At 48.8% G+C, this 16,782-nt stretch carries 12 protein-coding genes and 1 tRNA gene; 8 read left to right on the top strand and 5 right to left on the bottom strand.

Annotated features, from left to right (window positions below; translation table 11 throughout):
- Positions 1–96 precede the first annotated feature (96 nt).
- Complete coding sequence (locus J2Y43_RS23550; protein ID WP_309988783.1) at positions 97–1,911, top strand: glycosyltransferase; 1,815 nt, start codon at positions 97–99, stop codon at positions 1,909–1,911.
- Positions 1,912–1,959: 48 nt separating this feature from the next.
- On the opposite strand, the gene J2Y43_RS23545 is transcribed toward J2Y43_RS23550, so the two are convergent.
- Entirely contained in the window at positions 1,960–3,126 is a 1,167-nt protein-coding gene (locus tag J2Y43_RS23545; protein WP_309988785.1) for an ATP-binding protein, read from the bottom strand.
- 169 nt (positions 3,127–3,295) lie between these two features.
- Between J2Y43_RS23545 and prmA the strand changes: the two genes are divergently transcribed.
- From prmA to J2Y43_RS23525, 4 genes are all read left to right on the top strand, one after another.
- Positions 3,296–4,132 (top strand): 50S ribosomal protein L11 methyltransferase, encoded by an 837-nt coding sequence (prmA, locus tag J2Y43_RS23540; protein WP_309988787.1) that lies wholly within the window; start codon positions 3,296–3,298, stop codon positions 4,130–4,132.
- Positions 4,133–4,170: 38 nt separating this feature from the next.
- Entirely contained in the window at positions 4,171–8,853 is a 4,683-nt protein-coding gene (locus J2Y43_RS23535; protein ID WP_309988789.1) for a hypothetical protein, read from the top strand.
- Between the two features lie 154 nt (positions 8,854–9,007).
- A complete protein-coding gene (gene plsY / locus J2Y43_RS23530; RefSeq protein ID WP_309988791.1) occupies positions 9,008–9,658 on the top strand; it encodes a glycerol-3-phosphate 1-O-acyltransferase PlsY in 651 nt (216 codons plus the stop codon).
- Between the two features lie 66 nt (positions 9,659–9,724).
- On the top strand, positions 9,725–11,131 hold the full coding sequence (locus tag J2Y43_RS23525) for a dipeptidase (protein WP_309988792.1): 1,407 nt from the start codon (positions 9,725–9,727) through the stop codon (positions 11,129–11,131).
- A gap of 117 nt (positions 11,132–11,248) precedes the next feature.
- Here the strand turns inward: J2Y43_RS23525 and J2Y43_RS23520 are convergent, their stop codons facing one another.
- Entirely contained in the window at positions 11,249–12,475 is a 1,227-nt protein-coding gene (locus tag J2Y43_RS23520; protein WP_223406050.1) for a lipopolysaccharide assembly protein LapB, read from the bottom strand.
- A 171-nt stretch (positions 12,476–12,646) separates the two neighbouring features.
- Between J2Y43_RS23520 and hpt the strand changes: the two genes are divergently transcribed.
- From hpt to J2Y43_RS23505, 3 genes are all read left to right on the top strand, one after another.
- Entirely contained in the window at positions 12,647–13,174 is a 528-nt protein-coding gene (hpt, locus tag J2Y43_RS23515; RefSeq protein WP_309988799.1) for a hypoxanthine phosphoribosyltransferase, read from the top strand.
- A gap of 39 nt (positions 13,175–13,213) precedes the next feature.
- A complete protein-coding gene (locus J2Y43_RS23510; protein ID WP_309988802.1) occupies positions 13,214–14,614 on the top strand; it encodes an MBL fold metallo-hydrolase in 1,401 nt (466 codons plus the stop codon).
- A gap of 84 nt (positions 14,615–14,698) precedes the next feature.
- Positions 14,699–14,782: transfer RNA gene (locus J2Y43_RS23505), tRNA-Leu, on the top strand.
- Between the two features lie 74 nt (positions 14,783–14,856).
- Here the strand turns inward: J2Y43_RS23505 and J2Y43_RS23500 are convergent.
- Genes J2Y43_RS23500 through J2Y43_RS23490 form a run of 3 tightly spaced genes read right to left on the bottom strand, consistent with a single transcriptional unit; the run spans position 14,857 to position 16,472 of the window.
- Entirely contained in the window at positions 14,857–15,384 is a 528-nt protein-coding gene (locus J2Y43_RS23500) for a hypothetical protein (protein WP_309988805.1), read from the bottom strand.
- Positions 15,371–16,129 (bottom strand): ImmA/IrrE family metallo-endopeptidase, encoded by a 759-nt coding sequence (locus J2Y43_RS23495; protein ID WP_309988807.1) that lies wholly within the window; start codon positions 16,127–16,129, stop codon positions 15,371–15,373. Before J2Y43_RS23495 ends, J2Y43_RS23500 begins: the two co-directional genes overlap by 14 nt.
- Positions 16,095–16,472, bottom strand: coding sequence for a helix-turn-helix transcriptional regulator (locus J2Y43_RS23490; protein ID WP_309988811.1), 378 nt, complete (start codon positions 16,470–16,472; stop codon positions 16,095–16,097). Before J2Y43_RS23490 ends, J2Y43_RS23495 begins: the two co-directional genes overlap by 35 nt.
- Positions 16,473–16,782: the final 310 nt, after the last annotated feature.

Raw genomic sequence — 16,782 nt, 5'->3', positions numbered from 1 at the left:
TCTGCATATTTATTGTGTAATAACAAGGATTTTTGTGACATAACCGGAAGCAGAATCTCTTTAAAATACCCTAGTAACGCTTAAACTGTACCCTAATTGGAACCATTTGTCAAAACCACTAAGAAAAACGTCCTGTTCGAAGTTGCATGGGAGGTTTGTAATCAAGTTGGAGGGATATATACCGTAATAAGGACCAAGGTGCCCGCCATGGTTGAGAAATGGGAAGAGAACTATTTTCTCCTTGGGCCTTATTTCGAAAAGAAAGCGTCTTCCGAATTTGAAATGATTCACGATCTCGAAGATTCGCCGGCCGGGCGCGTCGTCAAGAGAATGCGTGATATGGGTTTCGCGGTGTATTATGGCTACTGGCTCGTAACCGGGAAGCCCCGGGTGGTGCTGTTCGATGTCGACAGCATTATGAACCAGCTCGATGCGATCAAATTTAACCTTTGGGAAAAAAACCGGATCCCGACGATCAATGTCGAACACCTTGTCAACCAGACGCTTTGCTTCGGCGAGCTGGTACGTATATTCCTGAAAGAATACGCGGAAGAGAATGCCAAACGGGAAGAGATCTCGGCGCAATTCCACGAGTGGATGGCAAGTACCGGGCTCCCGGAACTGAAACGGGAGAATGTCAAAATCGCCATGACGTTCACGACGCACGCGACCATGCTGGGCCGTTACCTGGCGCAGAATGTATCTGGTTTTTATAACAAGCTACCTTTCTTCGACTGGGAGCAGGAAGCTAAAAACTACGGTATCCTCGCGCAATGCTCGATCGAGCGCCAGGCCGCGTTGAATGCGCATGTGCTCACGACCGTAAGCGACGTCACCGCCCGCGAATGCGAGGTGTTCCTCGGCCGCATGCCCGACCTCGTTACCCCGAACGGCCTCAACGTAGTGCGTTTCCAGGCCGTGCACGAGTTCCAAAACCTGCACTTGAAGCATAAGGAGCGCATTCACGAGTTTGTAATGGGGCATTTCTTTCCCAGCTACTCTTTCGATCTCGACAAGACGCTGTATTTCTTCACGTCGGGCCGTTATGAGTATTCCAACAAAGGTTACGACCTCACGCTGGAAGCCCTCGCTCGCCTAAACTGGAAAATGGTGCAGGCCAATATGGACATGACGGTGGTGATGTTCATTGTAACCAAACAACCCTATACGTCGGTCAATCCGGATGTTTTGCAATCGCGCGCGGTGCTGAATGAGTTACAGGAAACTTGTACGGCCATTGAGAAAGAAGTCGGGGAAAAGCTTTTCCTCGCCACCGCATCCGGGGCCGATCACAAAATGCCCGATTTGAACGAGTTTGTGGATGAGTACTGGCGCTTGCGTTTGAGAAGGACTATCCAAAGCTGGAAAACCGACAAACTCCCGGCATTTGTCACGCACGACCTCAAACAGGAAGACGGTATTACCGATTTCTGCAAGCGTGCGAACCTGGTCAACAACGAGCGCGACCGCGTCAAAATCGTCTACCACCCGGATTTCATCGCTTCGACCAACCCACTATTTGGTCTCGATTACGGGCAATTTGTTCGTGGTTGCCATTTGGGTGTCTTCCCGAGCTACTACGAGCCATGGGGCTACACTCCGCTCGAATGCGTTGTCCGTGGCGTTCCGACAGTCACCAGCGACCTGTCAGGCTTCGGCGACTACATCATGCAAATCATGCGTGACTACGAAAACCGGGGCATTTACGTCATCAACCGCAAATCCCAGACCTTCTCGCAAGCCGCCGATCAGCTCGCCGATATTCTTTTCAAATTCGTGAGAATGCAGCGCCGCGACCGCATTATGCAGCGCAACCGCGTCGAGAACATCTCAGATGTGTTTGACTGGATGAATCTGCGATCGTATTATGACACGGCGCATGATCTGGCCGCGAAGCGGCGGAAGCCTTAAGTTGGAGACATTTAACAATATAGCCCATCGAAAAAATCGGTGGGCTTTTTACTTTAACAGCCTTTTCAAGTGTTCCGTCAACGTACCAATGCTACAAACCATTACATTCTCCCGCATGTTATAATCCTCCGCGGATGGTGTTACTACCAGCAATGGCGGGCTACCGAGGTCGTCCTGAGCCAACGTATTGCCTCTGCTCAATACCGGGCTGTTGGTGTATTTGATCTCGACCGCGACTTTGACATTATTACCTTTTACCAATACCAAATCCAGTTCGGCGCCATCTTGCGTGCGGTAGAAATAGGGCTGAATATTGTACGGCAGGCCGGCAATCACTTGTTGTATGACATAACCTTCCCACGAGTTGCCCAACAGTATATTCCCTGCCAATTCTTCCGGGTCCGTAATTCCGGCCAGAGAATGAAGCATTCCGCTGTCGCGAATGTACAGCTTTGGTGTTTTGACCAGTCTTTTACTGATATTCACAAACCATGGTTGCAGCCTTCGGATTAAAAAAGCATTTTCAAGGTAACCCAGGTAGTTTTGAACCGTTGGAACACTTAATTTGAGCGAATTGCCCAGCTGCGACACATTCAGTAGACTCCCATGCACGCTTACGAGCATGTTCATGAGCAGGCGCATACCACGAGGGTTTGCCGGAATGCCCAATAGCGGTAGGTCTCTTTCGAGATAAGTACTAATGAAGTCCCCCATTTTTCGAAAAGCGGAATTGTCAGACACTGCTTGCAACACATCGGGAAAGCCGCCACGCAGCCAATGTTCACGATAAGAAACCTGTTCTTTCACTTCCTCGAACATCAACGGGTGTAATTCCAGGTAAGATATGCGCCCGGCCAATGTTTCCGAGCTGTTTTTAAGTAAGTCGGGCGAGGCAGAGCCAAGTAAAACGAATCTCCCCGGAACGCGCTTTTTATCGATCAATGATCTTAGCAAGGGAAAAAGGGAAGGCATGCGCTGAATTTCATCGATAATGATGGTAGATTCCTCCCTTTCTCCAAGATATAGTTCGGCATCCCGTAATCTGTTGAGGTCGGTGTCCGATTCCAAGTCAAGGTAAATGCTGGGATGGGGAAAGTGAGTAGCTAGCTGTCTGACAAGCGTTGTTTTGCCAACCTGCCTGGGGCCGAGCAAGGCTATCGCCGGCGTATCCGACACTAACTCTACTACTTCCTTTTCGATGGTCCTGGGGAACATAATTCAAAATTAATCCCGTTATTTTAAAGCTCGATTTAAAAATACCGGTATTAATTGGAAAATCCTAGTGTTGATTTACCTGATAAAACAATCCTTAACCACCACCTCCTTGCATTCCTGAAATTTTTCAACACCTTCACCTCGCAATTTTTACCAATAACCAATTACAATGAATTACATCGAACTGGATTTGAAAGTGGATCCCGAGTTTTCGGAGATATTAATGGCAGAGCTGGGCGAGGCGGGGTTTGAATCGTTTGTCGAAACCGACGAAGGATTACTCGCCTATATTCAGGAGGCGGATTTTGACGAGCAGGCAATCCACGATTTAACAGCCAAATACCTGGATTTAACGACAATAGCCGCAACCTGGAAATCGTTAGAAAGGAGAAACTGGAACGAGGAATGGGAGAAAAGCTACGAGCCGATCGAGGTAGGTGACCAGGTACGCGTGCGGGCGACATTTCACGAGCCCGATCCCTCTTTTACATACGATTTGCTGATCCAACCCAAAATGTCGTTCGGCACAGGGCATCACGAAACGACGTGGCTGGTCATGAATGAGCAACTTCGCCTGCCGCATGAGCGTCTTTCGATCATGGATGTGGGTTGCGGGACGGGAATCCTGGCAATTCTGGCGCACAAGCTGGGCGCTTCGCACCTGCTGGGCTTCGATATCGACGAATGGGCCGTGGAGAACACCCGCGAGAATTTCGCAATGAATGGGCTTCCCGCCGAGTCGGAGGTATTTCAGGGGACAATCCAGGATGTACCGGATGAGAAAATTTTCGGAGGTGTCCTGGCCAATATCAACCGGAATATCCTGCTGGCGGAAATTCCAACCTATGTAAAGCATCTGGAACCAGGCGGCTGGCTTGTCACCAGCGGATTTTATGAAACAGATCAGGCTGATATTGAAAAATGTGCCGCGGAAAACGGCTTGAAAAAGCTCCGCTCCAATACGCGCAACCAATGGGCAACCGTTGTTTTTGAAAAAATTAAATAGTCCACTAGCTAATTGCTGAAAGCTAACAGCTACAAACCATGAAGATATTTCGCTTTGCTATACTGCTTTACCTGCTGACTTTTATCGGAAAAAACGCAACTGCACAAGGTGTCAAACTGTCGGACGACCCCGCACAGTTTATGCCGCAGCTCCGGAAAATCATGGATGGCAGCCGGAACCCGCAATTCATTCGGTCGGCGGCCCAGCTGGATAGCGTCTGGATGTCGGGGATTAATGCACAACAGCAGGCGAAATTCATCGGGATTGTCAAGACGCAGGTGGCAAAAGGACAAAAAGGAGGGCCGCTGTTGGCATTGCTTATCCGAAATACACATGCGCTGGCCAAAAAATCGCCGGATAAGCTGGATGGTTTCCTGGATGTAGCAACCAATGCCGGGGAGCAATACGACGCGAAAACCTTCCAAAAGGTACTTCAAACCAGCCTTCCGATTACCGAAAGCAACAAATTGTACGCCAGCAATTATAATACGCTCTATTTACTGGGCGGGAATTTCAAATACAGGTTCGATACGAAAGCCGACACGACCGTAGCCAAGGAAACACAGGCCGCCAACGACGGCTGGGATACGCCCGTGGATTCCAACTTCGTGATCGCACCTACGAAACCTGCCCCGCTGCCGGTGATCGCAGGACCGCTGATGGATCTTGAAAATGCCACTTTTGCGATGGTTGCCGGCGGTGATTCGGTCGTTTTCGGACCGGCAAATGGTAGCGTCTCGCTCCGCGATGGCGTGTTTGTGGGTAAAAGCGGCAAATTTACCTGGCAAACCGCAGGTGATTCGACTATTTATGCAGACCTCGACGCCTTTTCTTTCAATATAAACCATCCTAAACTGGTTGCCGAAAACAGTACCCTGCATTCGGACAATTACCTGGCGGCACCGGTGAAAGGAACGGTGGAGTACCGGGGAGTGAAACGCATCAAAGGGCAACCGGCACAATATCCGCGCTTCGTTTCGAATGATATCGATGCCAAGCTGAAAGAAGTCCGCAAGAATATCGAATATAAAGGCGGTTATTCCCTCATTGGTTTGGACCGGTATAGCTCCGCTCTGAACGACAAATACTCTACCATTAAAGTCAAATACCAGGAGAAACCTGCATTCACAGCGCGCAGCAAGCGTTTTGCGCTCAAAGACTCCGTTTTTACGGCCAATTTTGCGTTGTATTCCATGCCGCTGGGTGGTGATTCACTAATCCACCCGGGCGTTACATTCAAATATAATGATGACGAAGGGCTGGTAAGGCTCGGCCGCATGGACAAAACCGACTACGGTCCGCTTCCCTACCGCGATTCGTACCACAAAATGAACATCTGGTCGCAGGCCATGCGCTGGCGTTTCCCGACCGATAAGGTAGAATTTTTGCGGATTAATGGTAAAACAGAGGTGCCGGTCCGACTCGAATCTTTCGATTATTTCAAAAAAGAACGTTTCAGGGAAATCAATAAGGAGTTTGGCTTTCAGCCGCTGATTATGGCCGCGAATTATGCCCAAACAACCAAAAAAACGTCATTCCTTCCGGAAGAACTGGCAACAAAATTCAAGCAGAACCCGACGATCATCCGCAATGCATTGCAGAGGCTCACGCTCGACGACTATTTCATTTACAATAAGGAAACAGACGAATACGCATTGAGTAAAAAGGGCGTGATGTACGTCCTGGCAAACTTGGACAAAGCCGATTATGACAATTTTCAGGTAAGCGGCCAATTTGCAGCCAACGACGAAGTTGCCAACGCGACGATTTACCTGCCCGATACCATGCTCACAGTGCTGGGCGTTTCGAGATTCATCGTCAGCGATTCGTTGAAAATATATGCTGTTCCTTCCGACAAGAAGGTGGTCATCGGTAAGAACCGCAATTTTACGCTCAACGGGCAAATGGTGGCATCCAACTACCAGTTCCGCGGCCAGAATATCAAATTCGACTATAACCAGTTTTTCGTGAATGTAGCACCATCCGATTCAATCACGTTTACGCCGCGCGATAAGTTTGCGAAAGGCCAGAAAGGCGAAGTCGGCGGGCATGTGAAGTACGAAAAAGGCGGTACATTCTACCTCAGCGACCCGAAAAACAAATCGGGGATCCAGAAAGGCATTAAAAAATCACCGAGACTCGTCGTGCCCGACGGTATGATCGTGTACTTCGACCAGCCCGAACGAGGGACGGTACTCTACCCACGGGAAGTTTTTTTCAAGATTCCCAAGATCGACATGGATGGCCTCGACCAGCGCGACGTGATTTTCGAGGGGACATTTAATTCCAACGGCATTATTCCGCCTATCCAGACCATCCTGAAAAGCATGCCGGATAACTCGCTCGGTTTCGACTACAAACCGCCGGTTACCGACATGAAACTGTACGAAGGCAAAGCATTGGCCAAGTTTACGGATACGCTCACAATGGATAACTCCGGCTTGCATTCGAAGGCTATTTTGAAATACCTCTCGGCCACAATGCCCGCTAAAAATGTACTACTAACCGCTGATTCATTGATGGCTACCGGAGAAACAGCGAGCATTAAGGAAGCCACCATCGGCAAGGGTTATTTCCCTGCCGTTGCGCTGAAAGATTATGCGCTGAAATGGTACCCAAATGCAGATAGCATGTTTATCAGCACCACCGGCAAGTCTTTTGCATTCCACCAGGGTACTACCAACCTCGAAGGAAGTTTACTCCTTCGCTCGACGGGTTTGTACGGTAATGGAAAATTGAAACGCGCTGATTCAGAGCTTACTTCTCCTGATATCAAGTTTAATAAGGACGGGTTTCTGGCTAACAAATCCGCATTTGCAATCAATAGCGCGGATGTGAAGTCGACTAAAAAGCTGCTCACCGGCAACAATGTCAACGTCGATTTCAACTTCAAAACCGGCATTGCCAACTTCGTGACCGATGAATCGGGCTTTGGAAATGACTCTTCGGGTATGCAAATCCCAACCGCTTCCTACCAGACCCTCATCGGAAGCGCGAAATGGGATATGACCAAAAAGACGATCCTGATGAAAGGTTTGGGTGAAACCTCCTCTTACACCTCCACCGATCCCGATCAGGAGGGCCTGACTTTTAACGGCTCCGAGGCCATCTACGACATTGAAAAAGTGACTTTGAATATCCGGGGCGTCCCTTTCATTCAAACTGCCGACGTGAAAATTATCCCGGACCGCGGCATGGTGGCCGTGGATAGCAAAGGTAAAATCGTTCCGCTCAAAAAGGCCCGCATTGAGATCGATACGCTGAATGTCTCGCACCACCTGCGCGACGCCGACATCCGTATCGACTCCCGCAACCACTTTGAAGGCTCGGCCACTTACCAGTACATTACCGCCCGAAAGGATACATTCAATATCAAAATGCAGAATTTCGAGCTCGTGGAAGTGGGGGCGGGCGAGGAAGGCAAGCGCAAACCGAAGGATAAGGCAACCACGCCCGGCATTAAGTACTACACCACCGCCCGCGCAGACATTAAGGAGGCCGAAAATCTCTTCCTTTCGCCTCGCATTCAATACAAAGGAGCGATTAATCTCGTCGCTTATGAGCCTTCGCTGAAACTGGATGGTTTTGTAAAACCGGTGATCAAGTTCCGGAAGGACTTCCAGAGCTCGTGGATCGTGTACCAGGATTCTCCGGGCGAATCGGTCTCCATTAAAATCAATAAAGACCTTAAGAACGAGCACGAGATCCCGCTTTCGGTCGGGTTGCATTATAATGAAGCGAAGGGTATGTACATGAGCTTTCTGTCTCCGAAGGATTCGGACGGGGACGAGGACATTTACCAGGCACAGGGTAACCTGAGCTACGACGAGGACAAAAAAGCTTTCCGCGTGAACCCGCCGCCGGGTGCCGACGGCCTCATCGACGAGGGCAATGCACTGACTTTCGATGACAAAACCGGCCTCGCTACTTTCGCAGGGCCTTTTAAATTGATGCAGGCCAACTGGCTGCAAACCGTCGGCAGTGCCGAAGTGCAGGTGGATAGCTCAAAATTCCGTTTCAACACGATGTTGCTTTTTAACGCGCCTGCATTGACGCCGATCGCACCAACGCTTGCCGCTAAAATTGTGGAAACGAATCTCGCAGAATCCAACAGCACAGCGGCTGATGACGACCCTGATCAGCTGAACCGTAAACTGTCCGCATTGATCGGCCCAAAGGGTGTCGATGCTTATATGAAGCTGACAGCCGGCGGCTATAAGCCGATTTTCGAAGCCTCGCCGTTGCTGGATATGCCAATGGTGCTTTCAAATGTGAACCTGCATTGGTCGCCTGTACATAACGCGTACTACTCGCAGGGGCCTATCGGCGTGTCGCATTTCGGGCGCAACAATATTAATGCGCAAATGACCGGCGTGCTGGAACTTCGCCGTGGCGTGGAAGGCGACGAGTTTAGTCTTTATTTGGAAGCGTCCCCGGACGTATGGTATTATTTTGACCTAAAAGCAGGTGAGCTGGGAGTCGTTTCTTCGATGCTGGATTTCAATGACGAGATCGTCGCGAAGTCTAAGAATGTGAAATCCAAGGACATGACGCTCGTGAGCATTGGAACTGAAGAGAAGGAAATGTTTGTTAACCGCTTCGACGATTTCTATCAGCCTGCCCTTAAGAAAGCGAAGCTCGTGAAAACTGCGAAGAAGAAGGCAGCACCATCCCAAGCCGAAGAAAAGAAGAAAAAAGCAGAACCGACAGAAGGATTCTGATGTGATTGGCAGCATTCACAATAGTTTCTGCTAATTTTTGAAAAATAGTATACTGAAATGTAGTTTTACACCACATTCGCTTGTAAAATCCTCCAACTATCGTATTTTTGAGAAAAACTTTTTGTAATTTAAATTTATCTTTGAATAGTACAAAATGAGTGTTGCCTTATTAATAGTTGCGATTGTTGCTGCTTATTTGCTGGGTTCCATCCCAAGTTCAGTCTGGTACGGCATTGGGTATTTTGGAATAGATGTCAGGAAACACGGCAGCGGTAACGCGGGTGCCACCAACACGTTCCGGGTATTAGGCAAACGCGCTGGGACTGTTGTAATGCTCATTGACGTACTGAAAGGCTGGACGGCCACTTGCCTCGCTTCCATGCTTTTTTATATGAACGAAATCGGCGAAACCGAGCTCCTGATGTACAAGATCATCTTCGGAATCATCGCTATTATCGGCCATATCTTCCCTATTTTCGTGAATTTCAAAGGCGGTAAAGGCATTGCCACGCTGCTCGGAATGGTACTCGCCATTCACCCCGAGCTGGCTTCCGTTTGTATTACCATATTTATTCTGACACTAATAGCATCTCAGTACGTATCGCTGAGCTCGATCCTCGCGACGCTGGCGTTCCCGGTACTTTCCTGGACAGGCGCCTTCGGGCACCCTGAGCCATTGCTGGTTGTTTTCGGATTTACGATGTTTATCCTGGTTGTTTTTACACACCAGAAAAACATTGTCCGCCTGCTCAACGGCAATGAGAACCGCGTCAACATTTTCGCGAGATCGAAAGCGCGCAGCTGATATTCGTAATCTAACCCTTGTTAATCCTAACCCCTGAGGCATAACCTTAGGGGTTATTTTTTTAACTTGACCGCCGATTCAGTAAAGACTAAAAACAACCATTCAATGCAAGAATATATTGAAAAGAACCGCGACCGTTTTTTGAACGAATTGCTCGATTTGCTTCGTATTCCATCGGTAAGCGCCGATTCGAAGTTTAAACCCGACATGCTCAAAGCCGCGGAATATGTACGCGACCGCATTGCCGAAGCCGGTGCCGACCGTGCTGAAATTTACGAAACCGAGGGCCATCCGGTCGTTTACGGTGAAAAAATAGTCGATCCTGCATTACCGACGGTGCTCGTTTACGGGCATTACGATGTGCAGCCGGCAGATCCCTACGAACTCTGGAACTCGCCCCCATTCGAGCCGGTGATCAAGAACGACCGCATTTACGCGCGCGGGGCTTGCGACGACAAGGGGCAGTTTTATATGCATATTAAAGCGCTGGAAATTATGCTTGCCACGGGCACGCTCGCGTGTAATGTGAAGGTGATGATTGAAGGAGAAGAAGAAATTGGGTCTTCGAATCTTGGGACATTTGTCCGAAAATACAAGGAAATGCTGCAATGCGATACGATCCTTATTTCCGACACAAGTATCATCGCCAACGACGTTCCATCCATTGAAACCGGTCTGCGTGGGCTGACATATGTCGAAGTAGAAGTGGTAGGTGCCAATCGTGACCTGCATTCGGGTGTGTATGGGGGTGGCGTAGCGAATCCGATCAATGTCCTTTGCGAAATGATCGCATCGCTAAAAGACGAGCACGGCCACATTACCATTCCGGGCTTCTACGATAAAGTGCAGGAATTGAGCGCCTCTGAGCGCGCGGCACTGAACGCGGCACCATTTGATCTGGAAGAATATAAAAAAGACCTCGCTATCGACGATGTCGCTGGCGAAAGAGGTTACACGACCATCGAAAGAACCTCCGTACGCCCTACTTTGGATGTAAACGGCATCTGGGGCGGCTATATCGGCGAAGGCGCCAAAACTGTGCTGCCATCGAAAGCGCACGCTAAGATCTCCATGCGCCTCGTGCCTCACCAGAACGACGACGAGATTTGTGAAATTTTCACGAAACATTTCGAGTCGATCGCGCCGGCATCTGTGAAAGTAAAAGTAGTGCCGCACCACGGCGGTTTGCCCTACGTAACACCAACCGACTCGGTAGAGTACCGCGCGGCTGAACTGGCCATGGAGGAATCATTTGGCAAGAAACCAATCCCTACCCGCGGCGGCGGCAGTATTCCTATTGTCGCGCTTTTCGAGCAGGAATTGGGCTGCAAGAGCATTCTGATGGGCTTCGGGCTGGATATCGACGCGCTGCATTCGCCGAACGAGAGCTATGGGCTGTTTAATTATTATAAAGGTATCGAAACGATTCCCCTGTTTTTCAAACATTATGCGGAATTGAAAAAACCGATATAGATTTCTTACGGTGCGCTGCACCTACAAATCTCGCGGCGCTCTGCGCCTTAACGTAGAGGTGCAGAGCACCGTAAGATTTGTAGTAGGTGCAGCGCACCGTAAGATTTGTCGTTAATATTACCGTTTTCTCCGCTGCTCCCGCTTCATCTTCTTTAAATTCGCGATCGCGGCCTTCGCTTCCTTATCCTGGCTCGACTTTTTATCGGCCCGGTCGTCGGCGAGCTTATAATAGCGGAGGGCCTCATCGTAATCCTTTTTATGCTCAGCGATTTTGCCCAAACCGAGCAGCGAGGAAACATAATATCCTGCATTCAGCGAATTGGTCTGCGTTGAATAGTCTATCGCCTTCTTGTAATACTCACTGGCCGCGTCATAATTGCGGTGGTAATTCATATTATAGTAAGCCAACACATAAGCCGCATTCCGCCCGCTCACGCCTTCATAGCCCGGCATTCCCTGACTGATTTTTGTAATGATATTTTGCGCAGCCTGCTCTGCTTCGGCCATTTTGCCGGTCACAAATGCCGTTCGGCAAAAATACCGCTCGAAATAGGGATTGTTCGGGAACGTCTGCCACATGTATTTGGCCATTTCGTACGCCTTGCTGTACTCGTTTTCCATGCTATAAATCTGCAAAAGGAAATAACGTGCCTCGACCCGCGTGTAAAATGCATTGTTGCCCACCTTTTCCAGCTGCTGCTCGCCCAGCTTCTTGTTGCCTTTCGGGAAAAGCGCCAGGATCGGTTTCAGGATCGGGTATTCCTTGGGAACCCATTCGGCATAATAGTTATAAAGGCCGTCGCCGAACAGCAATTCCGGCGAGAGGTCACCATTACCCTTGCATTGTTCGAAATATTTCAATGATTTTTTCCCTGCAAAAGCTGCTTTTGCCCAACTCTCACGCTCGGCATAGAGCCTTCCTTTGAATGCGTAGGCGGCGGCGAGGAAGAATGCAGGTTCAATTTTATTTTCCTGATCGTCGTACAACTCTTCTGCGAGCGTAATGGTCGAATCCATCTGCGCGAGAAAGGTCTTATCGTACGCTTCGTTTTCTGTGTTCGGTACAATTTTCCACCATTCGGCCAGGCCCATCAAAAAATGAGGCATAGGATGTTTGGGGTACCGGTATTTGAGCCACCGGAACTCTACATCCGCTTCGTAGAACTGATAATTGTACAATTTATTGATCGCCTCGGTCGACTCAATCTGCACCCCGGGATTTTGGAGGACCATCGCATACTTCTTGTCCAGCTCGGCCGAAGAATATAATTGCGCGGTCGCAATGTGGCTTGTAATTACAGTTAAGCAGCAGAATATGATTATGTTAACAACTGATCTTCTCATAGCAGGGGTAAATCTGTCCTATTAACGCCGGATTTATATTTTGCGTTTGTCAGCGGCCCGGTTTTTAAAAAAAGAGTTAATATTGATCCTCAGAGTATTTAACACGCTCCGGCGCCCGGATTCCAATAAACATTTTGTCATCTGTTGGAACTTGATTCGCAGTTCAAAATTATGATTAACATTCTGGATAAAACATTTGTCCCTTTTATTTCGCGTGAAACGATCGAAAAACGCATTGCTGAGTTAGCCGCCGGCATTAATTCCGATTACGCGGATTCGTGTCCTGTATTTATCATCGTCCTGAACGGGGCGTTTTTGTTCGCAAGCGAGCTGGTCAAAAATGTTTCGCTGTCCTGCGAGATCAATTTCATACGACTTTCTTCCTATTCCCAAACCTCCTCCACGGGCTCGGTGCGGGAGATTATCGGGATGGACGCCAGCATTGCGGGTCGCGATGTGATCATCATCGAAGATATCGTCGATACGGGCCTTACCATGTCGCAGCTGATCACAAAAGTGAGGACTATGTCGCCCAAATCCGTTGAAATCGCTACTTTGCTGCACAAGCCCGAAGCATTGAAAACGCCGGTAGACATGCGTTATGTAGGCTTCGAAATCGAAAATAAATTTGTGGTTGGCTACGGCCTCGACTACGACGGCATCGGGCGTAATCTCGACGCGATCTACGTTCTCGCCTGATCCCTCTTTTTTCAACAACGTTCTAAATTTCCACCCTTTATGCTTATCCAATTCTTTGGCGCCGCACGCACCGTAACCGGAAGCAAGCACCTCATTACCACCGAAAAAGGAACGAAAATATTACTCGACTGCGGCCTTTTCCAGGGCATCCAGACCGACGAATTCAACCAGGAGTTTGGTTTCAAACCCGCCGATGTCGATTACGTGATCCTTTCGCACGCGCACATCGACCACTCGGGCCTGCTCCCGCGCCTGGTGCGCAAGGGCTTCAAGGGGCCTATTTACTGTACCGCCGCCACCGCCGACCTTTGCCGCATTATGCTGCTCGACAGTGCCCATATTCAGGAAAAGGACTTGGAACGCATCAACAAGCGTCGCAAAAAGCAGGGTCGGCCGCTGCTTGAAGAGCTGTACAACGCCGAGGATGCCGCGCACGCATTGTCACTTTTCAAAACCGTGCGGTACGGGCAGACGTTCTTTTTGGGAGAAGACAACGAAGTATCCGTAATCCTGACCGACGCCGCGCATTTGCTAGGCAGCGCCGCCGTACATTTGAGCATTCCCGACGGGGGCACATTCAAACAGGTGACGTTTACCGGCGACATTGGCCGCCCCGAGGACCGCATACTGCGCAAGCCCGAAGAGTTTCCGCAGGCCGATTATATCATCTGCGAATCGACTTACGGCGACCGGCTCCACGAAAAGGAGATCGATATGCACGCCCATTTGCTGCGTATCGTGCAGGAGACGTGCATTCACCGCCGCGGCAAGCTCATTATACCCGCCTTCGCGATCGACCGCACGCAGGAGCTTATTTACGCCCTTGATCAGCTTTCGAGCGCCGGACAGCTCCCGCAAATCCCGGTTTACATCGACAGCCCGCTCGCGATCCGTGCCACAGCCATTATGAAGGAACACGACGAATGTTTCAATCCCGAAATCCTCGAATACATTGAAAAGGACGGCGACGCATTCGCATTCCCGTATCTCAATTATATATCCGACGTGCAGGATTCCATCGCGCTCAACGAGCGCCACGAGCCCTGCATTATCATTTCAGCCTCTGGAATGGCCGAAGCCGGGCGCATTAAGCACCATATCGCCAACAATATCGGCGATCCTAACTCGACCATCCTCCTCGTAGGTTATGCATCCGCGAACACCCTTGCCGGCGCATTGAAGCGGGGCGACAAGCAAGTGAACATTTTCGGCGAGCGCTTCGAAGTCAAATGCCGCGTCGAAACCATGGACTCTTTCTCCGGCCACGGCGATTACAACGAAATGCTGGAATTTCTTTCCTGCCAGAAGCCCGAACGCGTGAAGGAAGTGTTCCTTGTCCATGGCGAGTACGAGACGCAAGTCGCATTCAAATTGAAGCTGGAAAAGGCCGGATACCGCAAAATCCACATTCCGGCGCTATATGAAGGGGTAAAAATTTAAATTTTTCAGATTTTTTCGCCTTTTGAAACCCGAAACGCTTGTAAAGTCCAAAACAAGATTACTATCTTTGCGCACCGATTTCAGGCCGAAGTGGTGAAACTGGTAGACACGCACGTTTCAGGGGCGTGAGGGAGCAATCCTGTGCGGGTTCGAGTCCCGCCTTCGGCACAAAACGCTGTTTCTGCTATCAGGAACGGCGTTTTTGCTTTTCGGGACAAAAAAGTCTCGGGGGAGCGTTTAATTTATTGGATCAAAATATCCCTGCATTTAAAATAATCCATTCTTTCTACTGGCAATTTTCCCCGTTTTGCCTTCACTGCCGAGATAAACTCATCGCATTGTATCCGTGACATTTTCCCAGATTTAAGCGCTTGGCATAAAAAATCCATCGTGGTAAGATAAGTAATCTTGAAGGCCTCACAGTAATCCTTGATGTCACGAAGGTTACTGCTTGCCAGAATATTATTTCTGTATCGGGCGACCGCCATACAAGCGCTTTCACCTACGCCCCTGTTTCTACGTAACCTAAAAAATTCTTTCTTGATATTAACATCTGATTCCGGAAAGGCCATTTTTCCGATTAGTTTGAGGTTAAGTAGATTATCCACTTCCCGCTTCCGATTTGGAAACCTCTCCAATTCGGCATAAACCTGGTCCAGAACTCTAATCGGGTAAGGAAAAATGTGCGGAAGTGTGAGAATGTACCCCCCTACCAAAAAATGGGACACAACATCCGCATCGATCAGGATCAACTTTTCATTCCGCTTCATCTCCTTGTAAGTCGATGTCTGAAAGGTTGAAGCCTAAATCTTCCATAACTGAGTAATAATGGCTTTCCGAGATTAATTCATTATCAAAGAGCTCGTTAGCAAGCGAAGCATAATCCCCTACCACGGATTCGGCGGCACTTTTAGTATACAAATAGGGAGAATAACCATAGCGGTGCGCAGTGGCCTTCACCGATTTTTGGAATTGCTCCTTCTCTTCCTCATGCATGAAACCGAGTTCTTGCAACCGGATAAGCAGAAATTCCCGCGAACATTCAAACAAGTTCTCAATACGCAAAATCGTGGCTAAACTCACATTTCGGTGCTCCAATTCCTGCAACGGTATCCTTGTCTTCAACGCTTCGGCCGGAAGCAGAAAATGCGCCGCAAATATATCTGCATTGTACTCCTCGGGATCTTTTTTGTCGAAACTCCCAACTTTGCAAACGCGCGTCTCGAAATGCTCCTGAACATAAAGATGGTAGAGTTCGTGGCAAATCGTGAAGTTCTGCCGACCAACTGGCATGTCTGAATTGACCATCATAAACCGAAAGACCTCATTATCATTCTGAATCTTGATGGCCATTCCCGAAAACTTTGCACTCATTGGCCTGAACAACGCCACGACGCCCATTTCGAACAGGAGCTTTTTTAATGGAATAGGTTCAAAACTCTGGTAATTCCAAAGCTTTCTCAGCAACAATGCTCGCTGTTCAAGAACCTGAATTTTCTCCCTTTTTTGCTTCATTGGCTTGGGCGAGGTTTTTCATGCTGATGTAATTTTTAACAATCTTCCTAAACTGCGCAATTTGCTCCAAGTCGGTGTTAAGCAGGTCGTCCGCTCTAAAAGCAAAGGCGGTGTTGGCCGTATGATGTGAAGCATTTTCTTCAAACAAATCATATGCATCCACCCCGAAGAGCGATGCCAGTTTCTCGATAGTAAGCACGGGTACCGCCCGGCCTCCTCCTTCATAATAGCTAATCAACGGAGTAGTAACACCCAGAAAATCAGCTAACTCTTGCTGGCTCATAGATAGCCGCTCCCGAAATTGCCGGATGTTACCTCCTACGATGCGATCTTCGTCCGCCATATCTTTTTTGTTACAAAAATATAGCAAATAATCTCGTTTGTCAAAAATGTTAACAATGTGCATCGCTGAAATTTCGAATGTTAGACACTGGCCTTTGCATGCCACGAATGTTAAGATATCAGCAATATCAAAGCCATGAAAGTCATTTGACAGACTAGTTATCAATGGTCCGGTATCATTTATCAACGAACAGAATATTTTGAAATTCACCTCTCAATATTCCCCAATACTGGCAGTGTGCGCCACAACGATCCGTTTACTAACACTAATATTGAATTATGCGGTAAACACAAGTAGAATCGAAGCTCAA

It is taken from the genome of Dyadobacter sp. BE31 (assembly GCF_031457695.1).
Classification (GTDB): Bacteria; Bacteroidota; Bacteroidia; order Cytophagales; family Spirosomataceae; genus Dyadobacter.
The sequence above is the reverse complement of the archived record's forward strand: the minus strand, read 5'-3'. Positions and strand labels throughout refer to the sequence as shown.